18 protein-coding genes are annotated in these 23,538 nt (G+C 75.5%); 15 read left to right on the forward strand and 3 right to left on the reverse strand.

Going from position 1 to position 23,538, the window contains the following annotated elements; genetic code table 11:
- Positions 1-143: 143 nt before the first annotated feature.
- The 4 genes from pheS to Cpa01nite_RS17140 all read left to right on the forward strand — a co-directional run bounded on the left by pheS (position 144) and on the right by Cpa01nite_RS17140 (position 9,198).
- Entirely contained in the window at positions 144-1,208 is a 1,065-nt protein-coding gene (gene pheS / locus Cpa01nite_RS17125; RefSeq protein WP_203670072.1) for a phenylalanine--tRNA ligase subunit alpha, read from the forward strand.
- A complete protein-coding gene (pheT, locus tag Cpa01nite_RS17130; RefSeq protein ID WP_203670073.1) occupies positions 1,208-3,790 on the forward strand; it encodes a phenylalanine--tRNA ligase subunit beta in 2,583 nt (860 codons plus the stop codon). Before pheS ends, pheT begins: the two co-directional genes overlap by 1 nt.
- Positions 3,791-4,162: 372 nt before the next feature.
- Positions 4,163-8,410, forward strand: coding sequence for an ExeM/NucH family extracellular endonuclease (locus Cpa01nite_RS17135; protein ID WP_203670091.1), 4,248 nt, complete (start codon positions 4,163-4,165; stop codon positions 8,408-8,410).
- Positions 8,411-8,502: 92 nt separating this feature from the next.
- Positions 8,503-9,198: a helix-turn-helix transcriptional regulator gene (locus Cpa01nite_RS17140; RefSeq protein WP_203670074.1), complete on the forward strand. Its 696-nt coding sequence runs from the start codon at positions 8,503-8,505 to the stop codon at positions 9,196-9,198.
- A 2-nt stretch (positions 9,199-9,200) separates the two neighbouring features.
- On the opposite strand, the gene Cpa01nite_RS17145 is transcribed toward Cpa01nite_RS17140, so the two are convergent.
- The 3 genes from Cpa01nite_RS17145 to Cpa01nite_RS17155 form a co-directional block, all read right to left on the reverse strand.
- Positions 9,201-9,593: a VOC family protein gene (locus Cpa01nite_RS17145; protein WP_203670075.1), complete on the reverse strand. Its 393-nt coding sequence runs from the start codon at positions 9,591-9,593 to the stop codon at positions 9,201-9,203.
- An 85-nt stretch (positions 9,594-9,678) separates the two neighbouring features.
- Positions 9,679-10,410, reverse strand: a complete 732-nt coding sequence (locus tag Cpa01nite_RS17150) for a DsbA family oxidoreductase (RefSeq protein WP_203670076.1) — start codon at positions 10,408-10,410, stop codon at positions 9,679-9,681.
- Entirely contained in the window at positions 10,407-11,390 is a 984-nt protein-coding gene (locus tag Cpa01nite_RS17155; RefSeq protein WP_203670077.1) for a quinone oxidoreductase family protein, read from the reverse strand. The genes Cpa01nite_RS17150 and Cpa01nite_RS17155 overlap by 4 nt, the downstream gene beginning before the upstream one ends.
- Before the next feature lie 125 nt (positions 11,391-11,515).
- On the opposite strand from Cpa01nite_RS17155, the gene argC reads away from it, so the two are divergent.
- The 11 genes from argC (at position 11,516) to tyrS (ending at position 23,017) form a co-directional block, all read left to right on the forward strand.
- Positions 11,516-12,586, forward strand: coding sequence for an N-acetyl-gamma-glutamyl-phosphate reductase (argC, locus tag Cpa01nite_RS17160; RefSeq protein WP_239068885.1), 1,071 nt, complete (start codon positions 11,516-11,518; stop codon positions 12,584-12,586).
- A complete protein-coding gene (gene argJ, locus Cpa01nite_RS17165; RefSeq protein ID WP_239068881.1) occupies positions 12,583-13,767 on the forward strand; it encodes a bifunctional glutamate N-acetyltransferase/amino-acid acetyltransferase ArgJ in 1,185 nt (394 codons plus the stop codon). The genes argC and argJ overlap by 4 nt, the downstream gene beginning before the upstream one ends.
- Complete coding sequence (argB, locus tag Cpa01nite_RS17170; protein WP_203670079.1) at positions 13,764-14,777, forward strand: acetylglutamate kinase; 1,014 nt, start codon at positions 13,764-13,766, stop codon at positions 14,775-14,777. The genes argJ and argB overlap by 4 nt, the downstream gene beginning before the upstream one ends.
- On the forward strand, positions 14,778-16,064 hold the full coding sequence (locus Cpa01nite_RS17175; protein WP_239068882.1) for an acetylornithine transaminase: 1,287 nt from the start codon (positions 14,778-14,780) through the stop codon (positions 16,062-16,064). It abuts the gene before it with no gap.
- A complete protein-coding gene (argF, locus tag Cpa01nite_RS17180) occupies positions 16,061-16,993 on the forward strand; it encodes an ornithine carbamoyltransferase (RefSeq protein ID WP_203670080.1) in 933 nt (310 codons plus the stop codon). Before Cpa01nite_RS17175 ends, argF begins: the two co-directional genes overlap by 4 nt.
- Entirely contained in the window at positions 16,990-17,541 is a 552-nt protein-coding gene (locus Cpa01nite_RS17185) for an arginine repressor (RefSeq protein ID WP_203670081.1), read from the forward strand. The genes argF and Cpa01nite_RS17185 overlap by 4 nt, the downstream gene beginning before the upstream one ends.
- Positions 17,542-17,600: 59 nt before the next feature.
- Positions 17,601-18,839 carry an argininosuccinate synthase gene (locus Cpa01nite_RS17190; protein ID WP_203670082.1) on the forward strand — a complete coding sequence of 413 codons (1,239 nt, stop codon included), beginning with the start codon at positions 17,601-17,603 and terminating at the stop codon, positions 18,837-18,839.
- Positions 18,832-20,247: an argininosuccinate lyase gene (argH, locus tag Cpa01nite_RS17195; protein WP_203670083.1), complete on the forward strand. Its 1,416-nt coding sequence runs from the start codon at positions 18,832-18,834 to the stop codon at positions 20,245-20,247. Before Cpa01nite_RS17190 ends, argH begins: the two co-directional genes overlap by 8 nt.
- Positions 20,248-20,266: 19 nt before the next feature.
- A complete protein-coding gene (locus Cpa01nite_RS17200; protein ID WP_239068883.1) occupies positions 20,267-20,869 on the forward strand; it encodes a nucleoside/nucleotide kinase family protein in 603 nt (200 codons plus the stop codon).
- 122 nt (positions 20,870-20,991) lie between these two features.
- Positions 20,992-21,699 (forward strand): DNA-3-methyladenine glycosylase, encoded by a 708-nt coding sequence (locus Cpa01nite_RS17205; protein ID WP_373307467.1) that lies wholly within the window; start codon positions 20,992-20,994, stop codon positions 21,697-21,699.
- 52 nt (positions 21,700-21,751) lie between these two features.
- Positions 21,752-23,017: a tyrosine--tRNA ligase gene (gene tyrS / locus Cpa01nite_RS17210; RefSeq protein ID WP_203670085.1), complete on the forward strand. Its 1,266-nt coding sequence runs from the start codon at positions 21,752-21,754 to the stop codon at positions 23,015-23,017.
- The last annotated feature ends 521 nt before the right edge of the window (positions 23,018-23,538 follow it).

Genomic DNA, 23,538 nt, shown 5'->3' on the forward strand with positions numbered 1-23,538 from the left:
CCGTCCGGCGCCACGGCGTGCGCGGACGGTCCCGGGGCCCCGGGAGCGGGCGCCACTAGACTCGCCCGTCGGTCGGCCCGTCGCGCGCGCCCCGCGCGCCCGACCCGGCCCGGCCCGCCGCCCACCTCCACAAGAAGGTCCGGATGACCACGCCCGACACACCCCTGAACCCGCTCGACGCCGACGCCGTCGGCCGCGCCCTGGACGACGCCCTCGCGGCCGTCGCGGCGGCCGGTGACCTCGACGCCCTCAAGGCCGCCCGTCTCGCGCACACCGGCGAGCGCAGCCCGCTCGCGCTGGCGAACCGCGCGATCGGCGGCCTGGCCCCGGCCGACAAGGCGGTCGCCGGCAAGGCGCTCGGCCAGGCCCGCGGCCGGCTGAACGCGGCCATCGCGGCGCGCGACGAGGTCCTCGCCGCCGAGCGCGACGCCCGCGTCCTCGTCGAGGAGGCCGTCGACGTCACGCTGCCGTCCGACCGCGAGTCCCGAGGCGCCCGGCACCCGTTGGAGCTGCTCCAGGAGCGCATCGCCGACGTGTTCGTCGCGATGGGCTGGGAGATCGCGGAGGGCCCCGAGGTCGAGGCGGAGTGGTTCAACTTCGACGCCCTGAACTTCGGCCCGGACCACCCGGCGCGCCAGATGCAGGACACGTTCTACGTGGCGGCGCCCGAGGGCGAGCCGGACCCGCACCTCGTGCTGCGCACGCACACGTCGCCGGTGCAGGCCCGCAGCCTGCTGGAGCGCGGCGTGCCGCTGTACGTCGCGTGCCCGGGCCGGGTGTTCCGCACCGACGAACTCGACGCGACGCACACCCCGGTGTTCCACCAGGTCGAGGGCATCGCGGTGGACAAGGGCCTCACGATGGCGCACCTCAAGGGCACGCTCGACCACTTCGCGAAGGCGATGTTCGGCCCGGACGCGCGCACGCGCCTGCGGCCCTCGTTCTTCCCGTTCACCGAGCCCAGCGCCGAGATGGACCTGTGGTTCCCGCAGAAGAAGGGCGGGCCCGGCTGGATCGAGTGGGGCGGCTGCGGGATGGTCAACCCCAACGTGCTGCGCGCGGCGGGCGTCGACCCCGAGGTGTACTCCGGCTTCGCGTTCGGGATGGGCATCGAGCGCACGCTCATGCTCCGCCACGAGATCGCGGACATGCACGACATGGTGGAGGGCGACGTGCGCTTCTCCACCCAGTTCCGGGCGGTGATCTGATGCCTCGCATCCCCCTGACGTGGCTCGCCGAGCACGTCGAGCTCCCCGAGGGCCTGTCGGCCGAGCAGCTGGCGGCGGACCTGGTCCGGGTCGGGCTCGAGGAGGAGGCCGTGCACCCGGCCGCCGTGTCCGGCCCGCTCGTGGTCGGCCGCGTCGTCGAGCGCGTGCCCGAGCCGCAGAAGAACGGCAAGACGATCAACTGGTGCCAGGTCGACGTGGGCGAGCACAACGGCACGGCCGAGGACGGCTCGCGTACGCCGCGCGGCATCGTGTGCGGCGCGCACAACTTCGACGTGGGCGACCACGTCGTCGTCGCGCTGCCCGGCACCGTGCTGCCCGGCCCGTTCGAGATCGCCAGCCGCAAGACCTACGGCCACGTCTCGGACGGCATGATCTGCTCGTCGCGCGAGCTCGGCCTCGGCGACGACCACGACGGCATCATCGTGCTGGCGGAGATGGGGATCGACGCCGCGCCCGGGGCCGACGCCCGCGCCCTGCTGGGGCTCGGCGAGGAGGTCCTGGAGATCAACGTGACGCCGGACCGCGGGTACTGCTTCGCGATGCGCGGCGTCGCCCGTGAGTACGCGCACTCGACCGGAGCGGTGTTCACCGACCACGGGCTGCCGCGCGCGGGCGCCGACGAGGACCTGGCCACCACGGGCGGCTTCGGCGTCGAGCTCCGCGACGAGGCGCCGATCCACGGCGTCGCCGGCGCGGACCGGTTCGTCGCGCGGGTCGTCCGGGGCGTCGCGGCGAGCAAGCCGTCGCCGACCTGGATGCAGCAGCGCCTGACCCAGGCCGGCATGCGGCCGATCTCGCTCGCCGTCGACGTCACGAACTACGTGATGCTCGACCTCGGGCAGCCGCTGCACGCCTACGACCTGGCGACGCTCGACGGCCCGATCGTCGTCCGCCGCGCGCGGGCAGGGGAGCGGCTCACCACGCTCGACGGTGTGGACCGGGCCCTCGACCCCGAGGACCTGCTCATCACCGACGGACCGGACGCCGGGCGCGTGCTCGGCCTGGCGGGCGTCATGGGCGGCGCCGAGACCGAGGTCTCGGAGTCGACCACCGACCTGCTGATCGAGGCCGCGCACTTCGACCCGGTGTCGATCGCGCGCACCGCCCGGCGGCACAAGCTGCCGAGCGAGGCGAGCAAGCGGTTCGAGCGCGGCGTCGACCCGCAGCTGCCCCGCGTGGCCGCGGCCCGCGTCGTCGAGCTGCTGGTCGAGCACGGGGGCGGCACGGCCGACCCGGTGCTGACCGACGTCGACCGCACCACCCCGCCGCCGGTGCTCACCCTGCCGGTCGACCTCCCGGCGCGGCTCATCGGCCTGGACCTGGACGTCGCCGCCGTCTCGCGCTACCTGCGCGAGATCGGCTGCACCGTCGGCGAGGTCGCCGGGGCCGGGGCGGACGCGGTCGTCTCCGTGTCCGTGCCGACCTGGCGCCCCGACCTCACCGAGCCGGTCGACCTGGTCGAGGAGGTGGCGCGCCTGCACGGGTACGACGCCATCCCGTCGGTCGTCCCGCGGTCGCCGGTGGGCCTCGGCCTGACCGTCGCGCAGCGGCGCCGCCGCCGGGTGGCGCAGGCGCTGGCGGACGCGGGCTGGGTCGAGACGCTGTCCTACCCGTTCGTCGGGGCGGCGCAGCTCGACGCGCTCGCGCTGCCCGCGGACGACGAGCGGCGGACGATGGTCCGGCTGGCGAACCCGCTGTCCGAGGAGCGGCCGTCCATGCGGGCGTCGCTCCTGGTGACGCTGCTCGACACCGCGCGCCGGAACGTCGCGCGCGGCACCACCGACCTCGCGGTGTACGAGGTCGGGGCGGTCACGCTGCCCCGCCCGGGCGCCGCGCCGGCCCCGGTGCCGCCGATCGCCCAGCGGCCGTCCGACGACGTGCTGGACGCCGTCCGCGCCGCGGTCCCGGCCCAGCCGCGGCGCGTCGCCGGCGTCCTGACCGGCCTGCGGGAGCCCGCGGGCTGGTGGGGCGAGGGCCGCCCGGCGGACCACACCGACGCGATCGACGCCGTGCGGCTGCTCGCCGAGACGCTGGGCGTCGAGCTCGCGGTCGCGGCGGACGCGGAGCGCGCGCCGTGGCACCCCGGGCGCTGCGCACGCTTCATCACCGCGGACGGCACCCTGGTCGGCCACGCCGGCGAGCTGCACCCGTCCGTCGTCGCGGCGCTCGGGCTGCCGGCCCGGGCGAGCGCGTTCGAGGTCGACCTCGACGTGCTGCTCGCCGCCGCCCCGCGGACCGAGGTCGTCGCCACCGAGGTGTCGACGTTCCCGGTCGCCAAGGAGGACGTGGCGCTCGTGGTCCCGGCCGACGTGCCGGTGGCCGACGTGCTCGACGCCGTCCGGAGCGGCGCCGCGGCCAGCGCGGCGGGCGACGTGCTGGAGAGCGCGCGGCTGTTCGACGTGTACACCGGCGAGCAGGTCGGGGAGGGCCGGCGGTCGCTCGCGTTCGCGCTGCGCCTGCGCGCCGCCGACCGCACGCTCACGGCGGACGAGACCGCGGCCGTGCGCGCCGCGGTCGTCGCGGAGGCCGAGCGCCGCTTCGGCGCGACCCTCCGCGCGTAGCACCCCCAGCGACGGCCCCGGCCGCGCGCAGCCCCTCGGGGGTGCGCGCGGACCGGGGCCGTCGCCGTCCCGGCGCGAACCCGCCGGTTCCGCGCGAGCTCGCCGGTTCCGCGCCCCGCCCCGGCGCGCGACCGGCGACCTCCGCCGGCCGAGGTCGTCACATGCGCGCGAGGTCGTCAGGAACGAGTGACGACCTCGCGCGCTTCTGACGACCTCGCGCGTCTCCGCAGTCGACCTCGGCGTCCCGCGACCCGTCCGGAGCAGCGCGCCGACCCCGGCGTTCACCCGATCGCAACCTGCGTGTCCCCCGCTCGTGCTTGTGTATCCGGACATACCGCCCATACGTTGTCAGACGGCTGTGTGACGACTGTGATGCGGCCTGCTGACGAGGGCGGAACCCGCCCCCGGGGGATCGGAGAAGATCAGGTGAGCGCTGTACGCACACGCACCAGGTGGGCGGCGAGCCTCGCCGCCGTGGGGGCGATGGTCGGGGTACCCCTGACCGCGGTCCCCGCGGCTGCGGCGGAGGACACCCACACCATCGCGGAGGTCCAGGGCCCGGGCGACGCGTCGCCGCTCGCGGGCCGGACGGTCACGACGTCCGGCGTCGTGACCGCGGTCTACGCGACCGGCGGCTACCGCGGCTACGTCATCCAGACGCCGGGCACGGGCGGGGACACCGACGTCTCGGCCCGCACCGCCTCGGACGCGGTCTTCGTGTTCTCGGGCGCCACGGCGGGCTCGGTCGCGATCGGCGACCACGTCCAGGTCACCGGCGCCGTCTCGGAGTACCAGGGCCTGACGGAGATCACGGTCGGCAGCGCCGCCGGCCTGGTCCAGCTGGGCGACGCCCCGGCCCCGGTCCAGCCGGTCACCGCCGCCTGGCCGGCCGACGACGCCGCGCGCGAGACCCTGGAGTCGATGCTGTACCTGCCGTCGGGCGACCTGACGGTGAGCAACACCTACTCGACCAACCAGTACGGCGAGGTCGGCCTCGCGAGCGGCACGACCCCGCTGATCCAGCCGACCGAGGTCGCGCGTCCGGGCACCCCCGGGTACGACGCGGCGGTCGCGGACAACGCGGCCCGCGCGGTCGTGCTGGACGACGGCGCGAGCACCAACTACCTGTCGGCCGCCAACTCCGGCCTGACCCCGCCGTACGTGTCGGTCGAGAACCCGGTGCGGGTCGGCGCGGCGGCCACGTTCACCGCCCCGGTGGTCGTTGACTACCGCAACAACGCGTGGAAGCTCAGCCCGACGCTGCCGCTCGACGCGGCGAACCCGGGCGGCTACCCGGCCACGTTCGAGAACGACCGCACGGTGGCGCCCGAGGGCCTGGGCGAGGCGGACGTGACGGTCGCGTCGTTCAACGTGCTCAACTACTTCACCACCCTCGGCGCCGACACCGCGTCCTGCGTGCCCTACACCGACCGCACGGGCACCCCGGTGACCGTGCGCGAGGGCTGCGCGCAGCGCGGGGCGTGGAACCCTGCCGACCTGCAGCGCCAGCAGGACAAGATCGTCGCGGCGATCAACGCGCTGGACGCGGATGTCGTCGGCCTCATGGAGATCGAGAACTCCGCGGCCGTCGACGGCGTGGCCGACGAGGCGCTGTCCACGCTGACCGCGGCGCTCAACGCGGCCGCCGGCGAGGGCACCTGGGCGTTCGTGCCGTCGTCGAAGGAGCTGCCGGACGCGTCCGAGCAGGACACGATCACCAACGCGCTGATCTACCGCCCGGCCGCGGTCGAGACCGTGGGCGACGCCCGCGCGCTCGGCACGCAGTCCGGCGACGACCAGGCTTTCGGCAACGCCCGCGAGCCGATCGGCCAGGCGTTCGTCCCGACCGAGGGCGGCGAGCAGCTGTTCGTCGTCGTCAACCACCTCAAGTCGAAGGGCTCCGCGGGCCCGTGGCCGGGCGACGCCGACGCCGGCGACGGCCAGGGCGCGTCCAACGAGTCCCGGGTCCGCCAGGCCGAGGCGCTGCGCGACTGGGTGCCGACGGTGCAGGGCGACGCCGAGGCGGTCGCGCTGCTCGGCGACTTCAACGCCTACACCCAGGAGGACCCGCTGCAGGTGCTGTACGCGGCGGGCTACACCGACGCCACGACGGCGCTCGACGCGGGGGAGTACTCGTACTCCTACCAGGGCCTGTCCGGCTCGCTGGACCACGTGCTGCTGAACGACGCGGCCCTGGGCCGGGCGACCGGCGCCGACGTCTGGAACATCAACGCGGGCGAGTCGGTGGCGCTGGAGTACAGCCGGTACAACGCGCACGGCACGCTGTTCTACGCGGCGGACGCCTACCGCTCCTCGGACCACGACCCGGTCCTGGTCGGCCTGACCGCCGGCGACACGGGCACCACCCCGGACGGCCCCGTCGACCTGACGCTGCTCAACATCAACGACTTCCACGGCCGGATCGACGCCAACACCGTCGCGTTCGCCGGGACCGTCGAGCAGCAGCGCGCGGCTGCCGAGGCCGCGGGCGGCGAGGCGATCTTCCTGTCGGCCGGCGACAACATCGGGGCGTCGCTGTTCGCCTCCGCGGTCGCGCAGGACCAGCCGACGATCGACGTGCTGAACGCGCTCGACCTGGCCGCCTCGGCGGTCGGCAACCACGAGTTCGACCTCGGCTACGCCGACCTGGTCGACCGCGTGATCGCCGGCGGCGAGAACGCCGAGTGGCCGTACCTGGGCGCGAACGTCTACCAGGAGGGCACGCAGACCCCGGCGCTCGACGAGTACGCGCTGCTCGACGTGGACGGGGTGACGGTCGCCGTGGTCGGCGCCGTCACGCAGGAGACCCCGACGCTGGTCAGCCCAGGCGGCATCGAGGGCCTGGAGTTCGGCGACCCGGTCGAGGCGGTCAACCGCGTCGCGGCGCAGCTGACCGACGGCGACGACGCCAACGGCGAGGCCGACGTGGTCGTGGCCGAGTACCACGAGGGCGCGGGCGCGGGCACGCCGGACGGCGCGACGCTCGAGGAGGAGATCGCCGCGGGCGGCGCCTTCTCGGACATCGCCGCGCTCACCTCGGGCGCCGTGGACGTGATCTTCACGGGCCACACCCACAAGCAGTACGCCTGGTACGGCCCGGCCGAGCCGGACACCTCCGGCGAGTGGACCCGCCCGATCGTCCAGACCGGCTCGTACGGCGAGAACATCGGCAGGGTCACGCTGACCTACGACCCCGCGACCGACGAGGTCTCGGCGCTCGCGGGCGAGAACGTCAAGCGCGTCGCCCCGGCGGCGGGCCAGACACAGGCCCAGCTCGACGCGGCCCTGGTGGCGCAGTACCCGCGCGTCGCCGAGGTCAAGACGATCGTCGACGCCGCGCTGGCCGAGGCGGCCGTGGTCGGCAACCAGCCCAAGGGCTCGGTGACCGCGGACATCACCACCGCCTTCGCGGGCGGCGCGTACACGAACGGCGTCTACACGGGTGGCACCCGCGACGACCGGTCCAAGGAGTCGACGCTGGGCAACCTCGTCGCCGACTCGCTGCTGGAGACGCTGTCCTCCGAGGAGCGGGGCGGCGCGCAGATCGGCGTCGTCAACCCCGGCGGCCTGCGGGCGGAGCTGCTGTACGCGCCCGACGGCACCATCACCTACGCCGAGGCCAACGCGGTCCTGCCGTTCGTGAACAACCTCTGGACGACCACGCTGACCGGCGACCAGGTCGTCACGATGCTCGAGCAGCAGTGGCAGACCAACACGGACGGCACGATCCCGAGCCGCCCGTACCTGCAGCTCGGCCTGTCGGACAACGTCAGCTACACCTACGACGAGTCGCTGCCCCTGGGCGAGCGGATCACCTCGGTGACGGTCGACGGCGAGCCGATCGACCCGGCCGCGGACTACCGGATCGGCACGTTCTCCTTCCTGGCCCAGGGCGGGGACAACTTCCGGGTCTTCGCCGAGGGCGAGGGCACCACGGACTCCGGCCTGGTGGACCGCGACGCGTGGATCGCCTACCTCGAGGCGAACCCGGGCCTGGCGCCCGAGTTCGACGAGCGGGCGGTCGGCGTCCCGGCGCTGCCCGAGGAGGTCACCGCGGGCACCGAGCTGGCGTTCCCGGTGACGGGGCTCAACCTCACCAGCCTCGGCGCGCCGGAGAACACCACGCTCGACGTCCGGCTGGACGGCACCTCGATCGGTACGGCGGCGGTCACGGCCGGCGCGGCGCAGGTCGCGGTGACGGTCCCGGCCGGCACCGCGGCGGGCGAGCACGTGCTCACGCTGGTCGCCGCGCCGAGTGGCACCACGGTCACGCTGCCGGTCACGGTGGCCGCGGCCGAGGAGCCCGAGCCGGAGCTGCGCGAGTCCTCGGTGTCGCTCGCGGCCAGCCGCAGCACCCAGTCCTTCGGGACCTGGCTGCCGACGCTGCTGGTCTCGCAGGTCCGGGTCGAGGGCACGTGGTTCCCGTCCGGCACCGTCGAGTTCCGCGAGGGCGACAAGGTCATCGGCCGCTCGCCGGTGGTCCTCGGCCTCGCGCTCGGCTCCGTGCCGCGCACCGCCTCGGTGGGCGCGCACGAGTACACGGCGGTGTTCGTGCCGTCGAAGCCGGACGTGGTCGCGGGCAGCACCAGCGCGCCGGTGACGGTCACCGTCAAGCGCTGACCCGAGCCGCCGCACGACGACACGGGCCCCCGCCCGCCGGAGCGATCCGGCGGGCGGGGGCCCGTGTCGTGGGCGGGTGCCATGCTGCGGGCGTGTACGCCGAACGCCCCTCGACCCGGCTCCCGGGCGCCGCGCTGTGGTCGGTCGCCGCCGCCACCCCCGGGGGCAGCGTGCTCCCGGACGGGTGCATGGACCTGGTGTGGTCCGGCGGGCGGCTCCTGGTGGCGGGCCCGGACACCCGCGCGCACACGTCGGCGCCGGTCGCGGCGGGCGACCCCGTCAGCGGCCTGCGGTTCCCGCCGGGGGCCGCGCCGGTGGTGCTCGGCGTGCCCGCGGACGTGCTGCGCGACCAGCGGCCGGAGCTCGCGGACCTCTGGGGCACGCGTGCGGCCCGGCCCTGGGTGGACGCCGCCGCCGACGGCGGGGTCGCGGCGCTGGAGCGCCGCGTGGCGGCGTCGCTCGCCGACCGCGGTGGGCCGGGCCGGGACGCGGCGGTCGTCGCGCGCCTGGTCGCGGCCGGTCTCGGGGCGGAGGAGGTGGCCGACCGGCTCGGCGTCACGACCCGCACCCTGCACCGGCGCGCGCGGGCCGCGTTCGGGTACGGCCCGTGCACGCTGGCGCGCGTGCTGCGGCTGCAGCGCGTGCTGCCCCTGCTCGACGCCGGGCTCCCGCTCGCGGAGGCCGCGCACCGCGCGGGCTACGCCGACCAGCCGCACCTCTCCCGCGAGGTGCGCGCCCTGGCGGGCCGGTCGCCCGGGGCGCTCGCGGCCGAGCGCGCGGCGCGCTGAGGTCAGGCGGCGTCGGCGAACAGGTCGACGGCCGTGCCGTCCGGGTCGTGCAGGACCGCGTACCGCTGGCCCCACGCGGCGTCCCACGGCGCGACGTGCCCGGTGAACCCGGCCTCGACCATCCGCGCGTACGTGGCGTCGACCTCGGCGGCGTCCCCGCACCGGAAGGCGAGCGCGGCGCGGTGGCCGCCGGCCGGCGGCGCCCAGCGCGGGTCGAACGACCGGACCACGTCCGCGGTGTCCCAGGCGAGGCGCAGGCCGCCCGGCAGCGTCACCTCGACGTGCGGCGCGGCGTCCGCGTCGGGCGGCACGTCCAGGCCGAGGGCGCGGTAGAAGGCGAGGGTGCGCGGCAGGTCGCTCGCGACCAGCCCGATCATGTCCAGCTGCGGTGTCATGCCCCGACCGTAGGCACCGCGGCCCGCGCGGGTCGTGGACGTTCCGGACACCCGGCCCGCCCACGACCCGCCCCGCGTGTCGCCGTCAGCAGCCGTCCGGGCCGCACGCCTCCGCGCCGGCCGCCCCGGCGATCGTCGGGATCGCGAGCGGCGGGTTCGCGTCCCGCCACGCCTGCTCGAGCAGCTGCGTGAACACCTCGACCGGCTGCGCGCCCGACAGCCCGAGCCGGCGGTCCGCGACGAAGAACGGCACGCCCTGGATGCCGAGCGCGGCGGCCTCGGCCTCGTCGGCGCGCACGGCGCCGGCCCCGGCGTCGGACGCCAGCGCGGCGCGCACGGCCTCGGCGTCCAGCCCGGCCTCGACCGCGATCTCGACCAGCACGTCGGCGTCGTCCACGACCCGGCCGTGCTCGAAGTGCGCGCTCATCAGCCGCTCGACCACGTCGGCCGCGGCACCGTCCCCGCCCAGCGAGGCCGCGACGTGCACGAGCCGGTGCGCGTCGAACGTGTTGGCCGGCACGACGGTGTCGAAGTCGTACGCCAGGCCGACCGACGCGGCGACCTGCGTGACCTGGTCGAACATCTGCCGCACCTGGTCGACCGGCAGGCCCTTGCGCTCCGACAGCATCTGCGCCTCGGTCAGCCCGGGGTGCGCGGTCGACGGCTCGGCGTCGGGCTGCAGCTCGAACGAGCGCCACGTGACGCGGACGCGGTCCCGGTGCTCGAACGTCTCGAGCGCCGCGGCGAACCGGCGCTTGCCGATGTAGCACCAGGGGCACGCGATGTCGGACCAGATCTCGACGTGGAGGTCGTTCATGCGGTGAGCAGCACCTTTCCGGTGGTCGCCCGGCCCTCGAGCGCGCGGTGCGCCTCGGCGGCCTCGGGCAGGGGGTGGGTCGCGCCGACCCGGACGTCGAGGGTGCCGGCGGCGACGGCCGCGAACAGCTCGTCGGCCCGCCGGGTCAGCTCGTCCCGGGTGGCGGTGTAGTGGCCCAGGGTGGGCCGGGTGAGGAACAGGGACCCGGCGGCGTTGAGCCGCTGCGGGTCGAACGGCGGCACCGGGCCGGACGCCGCGCCGAACAGCGCGAGCCCGCCGCGGGGCCGCAGCGAGGCGAGCGACGCGTCGAACGTCGAGGCGCCGACACCGTCGAACACCGTGTGCACGCCGCGCCCGCGGGTGAGGTCCCGCACCAGCGCGGGCAGCTCGGTCGCCAGGTCGTCGAGCTCGGTGTACCGGATGACGTCGGCGGCGCCGGCGGCGCGGGACAGCGCCTCCTTCTCCACCGTGCCGACGGTCGTGATGACGCGCGCGCCGCGGGCGGCGGCGAGCTGGGTCAGCAGCAGGCCGACGCCGCCGGCGCCCGCGTGCACCAGCACGTCCTGGCCCTCGAGGACGGGGAAGGTCGACGTCACGAGGTAGTGGGCGGTGAGGCCCTGCAGGGGCAGCGCCGCGGCCACCTCGTCCGGCACGCCGTCCGGCACGCGCAGCGCGACGGCCTCGGGCACGACGACCAGCTCCGCGTAGGACGACGGCGCCGACGCCCACGCGACCAGGTCGCCGACCGCGAACTCGCGGACCTCGCGGCCCACGGCCTCGACGACGCCCGAGCCCTCGGTGCCGGGCACGTGCGGGAACGGCATCGGGTAAGCCCCGGTGCGGCGGTACGTGTCGATGAAGTTCACGCCCGCGGCGCTCAGCCGCACCAGCAGGTCGCGCGGCCCGGGGAGCGGGTCGGGGATCTCGTCGGGCACCAGGACGTCGGGTCCACCCGGCTCGGTGGCGAGGATCGCGTGCATACCAGCAGCAACGGCCCGCCGCCGCGGGGCATTCCGGCCGTGTCAGGGTCCGACACCGGCCACGGCCGACGGGGCGCCGCGCCGGCGCACCGCCGATGAATCACTGTGCACTCGGGTGTATGGTCATGCACATGTCCTTCTCCGTCGCCGTCGCGGGCGCTTCCGGGTACGCCGGCGGCGAGACCCTGCGGCTCCTGCTCGGCCACCCCGAGGCCGAGATCGGCGCGCTCACCGCCCACTCCAACGCGGGCACCCGGCTCGGCGCGCACCAGCCGCACCTGCGCGCGCTCGCGGACCGCGTGCTGACCCCGACCTCGGTCGACGAGCTCGCCGGCCACGACGTGGTCGTGCTGGCGCTGCCGCACGGCGCGTCCGGCGAGATCGCCGCGGCGCTCGCGGACCGCGGCGACGGCGCGCTCGTGGTGGACCTCGGCGCGGACCACCGGCTGACCGACCCCGAGGCCTGGCGCCGGTTCTACGGCACCGAGCACGCGGGCACCTGGCCCTACGGCATGCCGGAGCTGCTGCACGCGGGGGAGCGCACCGCGGCCGGGCAGCGGGACGCCCTGGCGACGGCCCGCCGCATCGCCGTCCCCGGCTGCAACGTCACCGCCGTGACCCTGGCGCTCCAGCCGGGCGTCGCCGCGGGCGTCGTCGACCCGGCCGACGTGGTCGCGGTGCTGGCCGTCGGGTACTCGGGCGCGGGGAAGTCGCTCAAGACCCACCTGCTCGCGTCCGAGGCGCTGGGCTCCGCGCAGCCGTACGCCGTCGGCGGCACGCACCGGCACATCCCGGAGATCCAGCAGAACCTCGGCGTCGCCGGCGCGGCGTCGGTCGGGCTGTCGTTCACGCCCGTGCTCGTGCCGATGGCCCGCGGCATCCTCGCGACGGTGACCGCCCCGCTGGCCCCCGGCGCCGACGCCGCGTCGGTCCGCGCGGCCTGGCAGACGGCGTACGCCGCCGAGCCGTTCGTCGAGCTGCTGCCCGAGGGCGAGTGGCCGAGCACCGGCGTCACCGCCGGCGCGAACACCGCGCTCGTGCAGGTCGCGGTCGACGAGGCCGCCGGCCGGATGGTCGCGCTGTGCGCCCTGGACAACCTGGTCAAGGGCACCGCGGGCGCCGCGGTGCAGTCGCTGAACCTCGCGCTCGGCCTGCCCGAGCGCACCGGCCTCACCACCGAGGGAGTCGCCCCGTGACCGCCGCCATCGAGACCGCGGGCGTGACCGCCCCGGCCGGGTTCCGCGCGGCCGGGGTCACCGCCGGCCTCAAGCCGTCCGGCAAGCCGGACGTCGCCCTGGTCGTGAACGACGGCCCGCTCCAGGTCGCGGCGGGCGTGTTCACCACGAACCGCGTCGTCGCCGCGCCGGTCGTCTGGTCCCGCCAGGCCGTGTCCGACGGGGTCGCCACCGCGGTCGTCCTGAACTCGGGCGGCGCCAACGCGTGCACCGGCCCCGAGGGGTTCCTCGACACGCACCGCACCGCCGAGCACGTCGCGGAGGTGCTCGGCACCTCGGCCGGCGACGTCCTGGTCTGCTCGACCGGCCTGATCGGTGAGCGACTCCCGATGGACCGGCTGCTCGCGGGCGTCGACGCGGCCGCCGCGGGCCTCGGCGCCGACGGCGGCCCCGACGCCGCCACCGCCATCATGACCACCGACACCGTGAGCAAGACGGCCGCGGTGGCCGGCGACGGCTGGACGGTCGGCGGCATGGCCAAGGGGGCGGGCATGCTCGCCCCGGGCCTGGCCACCATGCTCGTCGTGCTCACCACCGACGCGGTCGTCACCGCCGAGCAGGCCGACGCGGCGCTGCGCGGCGCCACCCGGACCACGTTCGACCGGGTCGACTCCGACGGCTGCATGTCGACGAACGACACCGTGCTGCTGCTCGCCTCCGGCGCCAGCGGCGTGACGCCCGACCCCGAGGCGTTCGCCGCCGCCGTGGCCGCCGCCTCCGCCGACCTGGCCCGGCAGCTGGTGGGGGACGCCGAGGGCGCCTCGCACGACATCGCGGTCACCGTCACCGGCGCGACGACCGAGGAGGCGGCCGTCGCCGTCGCCCGCGCGGTCACCCGGTCGAACCTGTTCAAGGCCGCCGTGTTCGGCAACGACCCGAACTGGGGCCGCGTGCTGGCCGCCGTCGGCACGGTGCCGGAGGACGTCGCCCCCTACGACGCGGCCGCCCTCGACGTGTCGATCAACGGCGTGCAGGTGTGCCGCGCCGGCGGGGTCGGCGAGCCGCGCGACCTGGTCGACCTGGCCGCCGCCCGCGAGGTGCGGGTCGACGTCGACCTGCACGCCGGCGACGCCACGGCGACCGTCTGGACCAATGACCTCACGCACGACTACGTCCACGAGAACAGCGCGTACTCCACATGAGCCTCGACGCCCCGCCCCCGCACCACGACGCGTTCGACACGCGGACCGACCTGCGCCCCGACCAGAAGGCCGAGGTGCTGATCCAGGCGCTGCCCTGGCTGCAGCGGTTCGCCGGCGCGCTCGTCGTCGTCAAGTACGGCGGCAACGCCATGGTGGACGACGACCTCAAGCGGGCATTCGCCGAGGACATGGTGTTCCTCCGCCAGGTCGGCCTGCGCCCGGTCGTCGTGCACGGCGGCGGCCCGCAGATCAACGCGATGCTCGACAGGCTCGGCATCGAGTCGGAGTTCCGCGGCGGCCTGCGGGTCACCACCCCGGAGGCGATGGACGTCGTCCGCATGGTGCTCACCGGCCAGGTGTCCCGCGAGCTCGTCGGCCTGCTCAACGCGCACGGCCCCTACGCGGTCGGCCTGTCCGGCGAGGACGGCGGCCTGCTGCGCGCCCGGCGGCGCACCGCGACGGTCGACGGCGAGCAGGTCGACATCGGCCTGGTCGGCGACGTCGTCGAGGTGAACCCCGCGGCGGTGCACGACCTGCTCGACGCCGGCCGGATCCCCGTGGTGTCGACCGTCGCGCCCGACGTCGAGGACCCCACGCAGGTGCTCAACGTCAACGCCGACACCGCGGCGGCGGCGCTCGCGGTGGCGCTCGGCGCGCGCAAGCTCATCGTGCTCACCGACGTCGAGGGCCTGTACGCGGCGTGGCCGGACAGGGGCTCGCTGGTCCGCCGCATCCGCGCCGCCGCGCTGTCGGAGCTGCTGCCGACCCTGGACGCCGGCATGCGCCCCAAGATGGAGGCCTGCTGGCGGGCGGTGCAGGGCGGCGTCGGGCGCGCGCACGTCATCGACGGCCGCCAGGCGCACTCCGTCCTGGTCGAGGTCTTCACGTCCGACGGCATCGGCACGATGGTGCTGCCCGACGACGAGCCGACGCCCTCGCCGTTCACCGCCCCGATCCCGCAGGTGGTCGCGGCGACCCCGCACGTCCCCCACGTCCCCGAGGTGAGCTGAGTGACCGAGCAGCACCTGGAGCCGCAGGACCCGGCCGCGCTGGCCGGGGCCGACTCCGTCGCGCACTGGACCGAGCGCTACGGCCACGCGCTCATGGACACGTTCGGCGCGCCGCAGCGCGTACTGGTCCGCGGCGAGGGCCCGTACGTGTGGGACGCCGACGGGTTCCGCTACCTCGACCTGCTCGGCGGCATCGCGGTCAACTCCCTCGGCCACGCGCACCCGACGCTGACCGCGGCGATCTCCGCGCAGCTCGGCACGCTCGGCCACATCTCGAACTTCTTCGCGAGCCCGACGCAGATCGCGCTGGCCGAGCGGCTGCTCGCCGTCGCCGACGCCCCGGAGGGCTCCCGGGTGTTCCTCACGAACTCCGGCACCGAGGCCAACGAGGCGGCGTTCAAGATGGCCCGCCGCAACAGCGAGGGGCCGGGCGGCGCACGCCGGACGCGGGTCCTGGCGCTCGAGGGCGCGTTCCACGGCCGGTCGATGGGCGCGCTCGCCCTGACCTCCAAGGCCGCGTACCGCGAGCCGTTCGAGCCGCTGCCCGGCGGGGTCGAGTTCCTGCCGTTCGGCGACACGGCCGCGCTGGAGGCGGCGTTCGCCGACGGCCGCGGCGACACGGTCGCCGCGGTGTTCCTCGAGCCGATCCAGGGCGAGGCCGGCGTGCTGCCGCTGCCGCCCGGCTACCTGGTCCGGGCGCGCGAGCTGACCGAGGCGCACGGCGCGCTGCTGATCCTCGACGAGGTGCAGACCGGGATGGGCCGCACGGGCGCCTGGCTCGCGCACCAGCACCCGCACCTGGGCGGCGGCATCCGCCCGGACGTCGTCACCCTGGCCAAGGGCCTGGGCGGCGGCTTCCCGGTCGGCGCCGTCCTCGCGTACGGCGAGCGGGCGGCGACGCTGCTCGGCCGCGGCCAGCACGGCACGACGTTCGGCGGCAACCCGGTCGCCTCGGCCGCGGCGCTGGCGACCATCGGCGTCATCGAGCGCGACGGCCTGCTGGCGCACGTGACCGACCTGGGCGCCTGGTGGCGGGGCGCGATCGCCGCGCTGGGCCACCCGCTGGTCGCCGAGGTGCGCGGAGAGGGCCTGCTGATCGCGGTCCAGCTCACGGCCCCGGTGGCGGCCGAGGTCGCCTCCCGGGCGCTGGGCGAGGGCTTCGTCGTCAACCCCTGCACGCCGTCGACCATCCGGCTCGCGCCGCCGTTCGTGCTCACCCGCGAGCAGGCCGCGACGTTCACCGACTTCCTCGCGGCGCTCCCGCACGACCTGGGGGTGACGGCGTGAGGCACTTCTTGCGCGACGACGACCTGTCGCCCGCCGAGCAGGCCGAGGTCCTCGAGCTCGGGCTCGCGCTGCGGGCGGACCGGTTCGCCCGGCGCCCGCTCGACGGCCCGCGCGCGGTCGCGATCATCTTCGACAAGCCGACGCTGCGGACCCAGGTGTCGTTCACGACCGGGGTCGCCGAGCTCGGCGGCTACCCGCTGCTGGTCGACGGCAACCTGGCCCGGATCGGGGAGCGGGAGTCGATCGCCGACACCGCGCGGGTCCTCGGGCCCCAGGTGGCGGCGGTCGTCTGGCGCACCCACGCGCAGGCGCGGATCGACGAGATGGCGGCCTACGCCGGCGTGCCGGTGGTCAACGCGCTGACCGACGACTTCCACCCGTGCCAGATCCTCGCCGACCTGCTGACGATCGCGCAGCACCGGGGCGGCGTCGCGGCGCTGCACGGGCGGACGCTCGCCTACACCGGCGACGGGTCGAACAACATGGCGCAGTCGTACCTGCTCGGCGGGGCGACCGCGGGGATGCACGTGCGGATCGCGACGCCGGCGGCGTACCTGCCGGCGGCGGACGTGGTCGAGGCCGCGGCCGCGATCGCCGCACGTACCGGCGGGTCCGTCGAGGTGACCGACGACCTCGCGAGGGCCGTCGCCGGCGCGGACGCCGTCGCCACCGACACCTGGGTCTCGATGGGCCAGGAGGCCGAGGCCGCCGAGCGCGAGCAGCCGTTCGTGCCCTACCGGCTGGACGCCGCGGCGCTCGCCCTCGCGGCCCCCGACGCGCTGGTCCTGCACTGCCTGCCCGCCTACCGCGGCAAGGAGATCACCGCCGAGGTGCTCGACGGCCCGCAGTCGGTGGTCTGGGACGAGGCGGAGAACCGGCTGCACGCGCAGAAGGCGCTGCTGGCCTGGCTGCTGGAGCGTGCGGCATGACGGCGTCCGCCCGGGCCGACGAGCCCGCCGCCACGACCGGCCGTGTGCCGTCGACCAAGGCGGCCCGGCACGCGCTGATCCGCGACCTGCTCGCCCGGCAGTCGGTGCACTCGCAGTCCGAGCTCGCCGACCTGCTCGCGCACCAGGGCGTCACCGTCACCCAGGCCACGCTGTCCCGGGACCTCGTCGAGCTGCGCGCGGTGAAGATCCGCACGCCCGCCGGGTCGCTCGCGTACGCGGCGCCGGGGGAGGGCGGCGACCGGACGCCGGCCCCCGTGGTCGACGCCGAGGCGCTCGCCGCCCGGCTCGCCCGGCTGTGCTCCGAGCTGCTCGTCACCGCCGAGGCGTCCGGCAGCCTCGTCGTCCTGCGGACCCCGCCCGGGGCCGCCCAGTTCCTCGCCTCCGCGATCGACCACTCGGTGCTGCCGGGCGTGCTCGGCACCATCGCGGGGGACGACACCGTCCTCGTCATCGCCCGCGAGGGCGCCGACGGCCCCGAGGGCACCGCGCTCGCCGCCCGGTTCCTCGAGCTCGCGACGACCGGCTGACCGCGCCGGCCCTCGCGCCCCCTGCTCCGTACGACTCACGACACCGAAAGAGAAGACACATGACTGAGCGCGTCGTCCTCGCCTACTCGGGCGGCCTGGACACCTCCGTGGGCATCGGCTGGATCGCCGAGGCGACCGGCGCCGAGGTGATCGCCGTGGCGGTCGACGTCGGCCAGGGCGGCGAGGACCTCGAGGTCATCCGCCAGCGCGCGCTCGACTGCGGCGCCGTCGAGGCGTACGTCGCCGACGCCCGCGACGAGTTCGCCGCCGAGTACTGCATGCCCGCGCTGCGCGCGAACGGCATGTACCTCGACCGGTACCCGCTGGTGTCCGCGCTGTCCCGCCCGGTCATCGTCAAGCACCTGGTGCGCGCGGCCCGTCAGTTCGGCGCCACCACCGTCGCGCACGGCTGCACCGGCAAGGGCAACGACCAGGTGCGGTTCGAGGTCGGCATCACCTCACTGGCGCCGGACCTCAAGTGCCTCGCGCCGGTGCGCGACCTGGCGCTGACCCGCGACAAGGCGATCGAGTTCGCCGAGCGGAAGAAGCTGCCGATCGCGACCACCAAGCACAACCCGTTCTCGATCGACCAGAACGTGTGGGGCCGCGCCGTCGAGACGGGCTTCCTCGAGGACATCTGGAACGAGCCCACCAAGGACGTCTACACCTACACGGACGACCCGACCTTCCCGCCCGTCGCCGACGAGGTCGTCATCACGTTCGACCAGGGCGTCCCGGTCGCGCTGGACGGCGCGCCGGTCACCCCGCTCCAGGCGATCCAGGAGATGAACCGCCGCGCGGGCGCCCAGGGCGTCGGCCGGATCGACATCGTCGAGGACCGCCTGGTGGGCATCAAGTCCCGCGAGGTCTACGAGGCGCCGGGCGCGATCGCGCTCATCGCCGCGCACCAGGAGCTCGAGAACGTCACCGTCGAGCGCGAGCAGGCGCGGTTCAAGCGCCAGGTCGAGCAGCGCTGGACCGAGCTGGTCTACGACGGCCAGTGGTTCTCCCCGCTGAAGAAGTCGCTCGACACGTTCATCGACGACACCCAGCGGTACGTCTCCGGCGAGGTGCGCATGGTGCTGCACGGCGGCCGCGCGACGGTCACCGGCCGGCGCTCCGAGACGTCGCTGTACGACTTCAACCTGGCGACCTACGACTCGGGCGACACGTTCGACCAGTCCGCGGCGCGCGGGTTCATCGAGATCTACGGCCTGTCGTCCAAGCTCGCCGCCGCGCGCGACGTGAAGTTCGGCAACGCCGAGGACCTCGGCTCGCAGGGCGGCATCGGTGCCTGAGCAGGCCGGCGCGCTGTGGGGCGGCCGGTTCGCCGGCGGCCCGTCGGACGCGCTGGCTGTGCTCTCCAAGTCCACGCAGTTCGACTGGCGGCTGGCGCCGCAGGACATCGCGGGCTCGCAGGCCCACGCCCGGGTGCTGCACGCCGCCGGACTGCTGGACGACGACGCGCTCGCGGGCATGCTCGACGCGCTCGAGCGGCTGCGCGCCGACGTCGCGTCAGGGGCGTTCGTCGCCGCCGAGTCGGACGAGGACGTGCACGGCGCCCTGGAGCGCGGGCTGATCGAGCGCGCCGGGGCCGACCTCGGCGGGCGGCTGCGCGCCGGGCGGTCGCGCAACGACCAGATCGCCACGCTGGTGCGGATGTACCTGCGGGACTCGGCCCGCGACATCGTGGGGCTGACCCTCGACGTCGTCGACGCGCTCGTCGCGCAGGCCGAGGCGGCGGGCGACGCGATCATGCCGGGGCGCACGCACCTGCAGCACGCGCAGCCCGTCCTGCTCGCGCACCACCTGCTGGCGCACGCCTGGCCGCTGCTGCGCGACGTCGAGCGGTACGCCGACTGGGACCGCCGCGCGGCGGTGTCCCCGTACGGCTCCGGCGCGCTGGCCGGGTCCTCGCTGGGCCTGGACCCGGCGGCCGTCGCGGCCGACCTCGGCTTCGACGGCCCGGTGGAGAACTCGATCGACGGCACCGCGTCCCGCGATGTCGTGGCCGAGTTCGCCTGGGTGTCCGCGATGCTCGGCGTCGACCTGTCCCGGCTGGCCGAGGAGGTCATCCTCTGGTCGACGGTCGAGTTCGGGTTCGTCCGGCTGGACGACGCGTACTCGACCGGGTCGAGCATCATGCCGCAGAAGAAGAACCCGGACGTCGCCGAGCTCGCGCGCGGCAAGGCCGGGCGGCTGGTCGGCGACCTCACGGGGCTGCTCACCACGCTCAAGGGCCTGCCGCTGGCGTACAACCGCGACCTGCAGGAGGACAAGGAGCCGGTGTTCGACCAGGTCGACACGCTGACGGTCCTGCTGCCGGCCTTCGCGGGCATGGTCGCGACGCTGCGGTTCGACACCGAGCGGATGGCGTCGCTCGCGCCGCAGGGCTTCTCCCTCGCGACCGACATCGCCGAGTGGCTGGTGCGCGAGGGCGTGCCGTTCCGGGTGGCCCACGAGGTCGCGGGCGCGTGCGTCCGGGCGTGCGAGCAGCACGAGCCGCCGGTCGAGCTGTGGGAGCTGACCGACGACGAGCTCGCCGCGATCCACCCGGCGCTCACGCCGGAGGTGCGGTCGGTCCTGAGCGTCGAGGGGTCGGTCGCCTCGCGGTCCGCCCACGGCGGGACGGCGCCGGTGCGGGTGGCGGAGCAGCTGGCCCGAGCGCGGGCCCGGGCGAGCGAGCTGCGCGCCGTCGCGTCGTGAGGTCTGGCACGATCACCGCGTGGACCTGACGCGGCAGCAGCAGGGGCACGAGGACGCCGCGGGCGTGCTCGTGCCCCTGCTGCTGTCCGCGCCGCGGCGGCTGGGCCCGGTCCGGGTGCTGGCGGTCGACGGCCCGGCGGGGTCCGGCAAGACCACGCTCGCCGGGTCGGTCGCGCGCCGGTGCGCCGAGGCCGGCGTGCGCGCGCACGTCGTGCACATGGACGACCTCTACGCGGGCTGGTCCGGGCTCGACGGCGACCTGTGGCCGCGCCTGTCCGCGCAGGTGCTGGAGCCGCTGCGGCGCGGACGGCCCGGGCGGTTCCAGCGGTACGACTGGCACGCCGGGCGGTTCGACGGCTGGGTGGACGTGCCGGTGCCGGACGTCCTCGTGCTCGAGGGCTGCGGCTCGGGCCGGCGCGCGGGCGCCCGGGACCTGTCGGCGCTCGTGTGGGTCGAGGCCGACGACGCGACGCGGCTCGCCCGCGGGCTCGAGCGCGACGGCGCGGACGCCCTGCCGCACTGGCGGCGGTGGATGCGCGACGAGGCGGAGCACTACTCCCGCGAGGGCACGCGTGGACGCGCCGACGTGCGGGTCGACGCATGGGGCAGGATGGCCGGGTGAGCCAGGCGGTCCCGGACGGCGGGGCGGACGACGCGCGCGACGCGACGCCCGCCGGCACCGGTGACCCCGCGGTGCGGGCGGGCGCCGCGGCGGCGGGTGCGGGAGTGCCGTCGGGTGCGAGGGTGTCGGACGTCGCCAGGCCGCGGCTGCCCGGCGACGTCCCCGGCGTCGTCCCCGCGCGGACCTGGTTCGGCCGCCCCGTGCTGACCGTCGCCCCCGACCTGCTCGGAGCGTTCGTGACCGTGCGGTCCGACGAGGGCGACATCACGCTGCGGATCACCGAGGTCGAGGCCTACGCCGGCGAGGCCGACCCGGGCTCGCACGCCTTCCGTGGCCGCACCGCCCGCAACGCCGTCATGTTCGGCGAGCCCGGCCGGCTGTACGTGTACCGGCACCTCGGCCTGCACCACTGCGTCAACGTCGTGACCGGCCCGGCCGGCGCCGCCTCGGCGGTGCTGCTGCGCGCGGGCGAAGTCGTCGACGGCGTGGAGCTCGCCCGGGACAGGCGGCTGCGGTCCGGGGTCGTCGACTCCGACCGGCAGATCGCCCGCGGCCCGGCGCGGCTCGCCGTCGCGCTGGGGCTGGACCTGTCCGACTACGGCGCCGACCTGACCGAGCCCGGCGGGCGGGTCGTCGTGCACCGGGACCCGGACGCGGTCGTGGGCGTGCACGCCACCGGGCCGCGTGTGGGGGTGGCGGGACCCGGCGGCGACGCGGCGACCTACCCCTGGCGGTTCTGGCTCTCGGGCGAGCCGACGGTCTCGGCGTTCCGGCCGGCGTATCGCCGGCCGGCGTCGACAACCCCGCGACGCGGGACGACGCCGGCCTGACCTCTTCCGCCGACGGTGCGGCCCCGCGGCCGCGCGAAGCAAGGAGCACGACGTGACCCACCTTCTGGACGAGCTCGCCTGGCGCGGCCTCGTCGCCCAGACCACCGACCTCGACGCCCTGCGCGAGGCGTTCGACGCCGGCCCGGTGACCTTCTACGCCGGGTTCGACCCGACCGCGCCGAGCCTGCACCACGGCCACCTCGTGCAGCTGGTGCTCATGCGGCACCTGCAGCTCGCCGGCCACCACCCGCTGGCGCTCGTCGGCGGGGCCACCGGCCTCATCGGCGACCCCCGGATGTCGGGGGAGCGGGTGCTCAACACCAAGGACACCGTCGCCGAGTGGGTGCAGCGCCTGCAGAGCCAGATCAGCCGGTTCCTCGACTTCGACGGGGACAACCCCGCGCGAATGGTGAACAACCTCGACTGGACCGGCGAGCTCACCGCGATCGACTTCCTGCGCGAGGTCGGCAAGCACTACCGGCTCGGCACCATGCTCGCCAAGGACACCGTCGCCCGGCGGCTCGCGTCCGACGAGGGGATCTCGTTCACCGAGTTCAGCTACCAGATCCTCCAGGGCATGGACTACCTGGAGCTGCACCGCCGGCACGGGTGCACGCTGCAGACCGGCGGCAACGACCAGTGGGGCAACCTGCTGTCCGGCGTCGAGCTGATCCGCAAGGCCGAGCACGCGTCCGTGCACGCGCTGACCACGCCGCTCATCACGAAGGCCGACGGCACCAAGTTCGGCAAGTCCGAGGGCGGGGCCATCTGGCTCGACCCCGAGATGATGAGCCCGTACGCCTTCTACCAGTTCTGGCTCAACCAGGACGACGCCGAGGTGATCGGCTACCTCAAGGTCTTCACCTTCCGGACCCGGGAGCAGATCGCCGAGCTCGAGGAGGCCGTGGCCGCCCGGCCCGCCGCCCGCGAGGCGCAGCGCGCCCTGGCGTACGACGTGACCTCGCTCGTGCACGGGGTCGACGCGACCGAGAAGGTCATCGCCGCGAGCCGCGCGCTGTTCGGCGGCGGCGACCTGGCCGAGCTGGACGCCGCGACCCTGGCGGCCGCGGTCGCCGAGCTGCCCGCGGCGGACGTCGCCGTCGGCGACCCGCTGGTCGACGTGCTCGCCGCGACCGGGCTCGTCGCGAGCAAGGGCGCCGCCCGGCGGGCGATCGCCGAGGGCGGGGCGAACGTCAACAACCGCAAGGTCACCGACGAGGCCGCGGTGGTCGAGGCCGGCGACCTGCTGCACGGGAAGTACCTCGTGCTCCGGCGCGGGAAGCGGACGCTCGCGGTGGCGCGGGTGGCCGGGGCCTGACAGGCCTGCCGACCGGCGCGCGCCGGCCGGGGAGGGGCGGTCCGCGGGTGCGGGCCGCCCCTCCGCCGTTCCGCGGCGGCCGTGCCCCGACGGGTTGCGCCCGTGACGCGGTCGGGTCACCATGGATGAGCTCGACGGGCGCAGGACCGAGGTCCCAGCCCGACGACGGGGGGGTCACCCTGGCCGCCGCGGGGCGAAAGCCCAGGTGGGACGGGGTGCGAGGAGCGCCCGAGGCGCCGGTTTGACGATGGTCGGACGGCGTGCGTAAGGTATCTCCTCGTCGCCCCGCAGGGAGGAACGGACACCGAGGGTCACCTCGGCGGCTGGTCCCACGGACGACGAACCCCCGGCACGGCCTGCAGGCGCTTCGGCGCCCCTACGGTCGCGCCGGACCGGGAACCATGGTCGGTGCAGTTCGCGAAATGCCGCGGACAAACCGGGCCGGAAAGCCTGGTAGGGTTTCGGAACGTCGGAAACGCCCGATGAACGGGCGGTGAAGACGAGAAAGAAGCTCTGGTAGA

It is taken from the genome of Cellulomonas pakistanensis, from assembly GCF_016862755.1.
Classification (GTDB): Bacteria; Actinomycetota; Actinomycetes; order Actinomycetales; family Cellulomonadaceae; genus Cellulomonas; species Cellulomonas pakistanensis.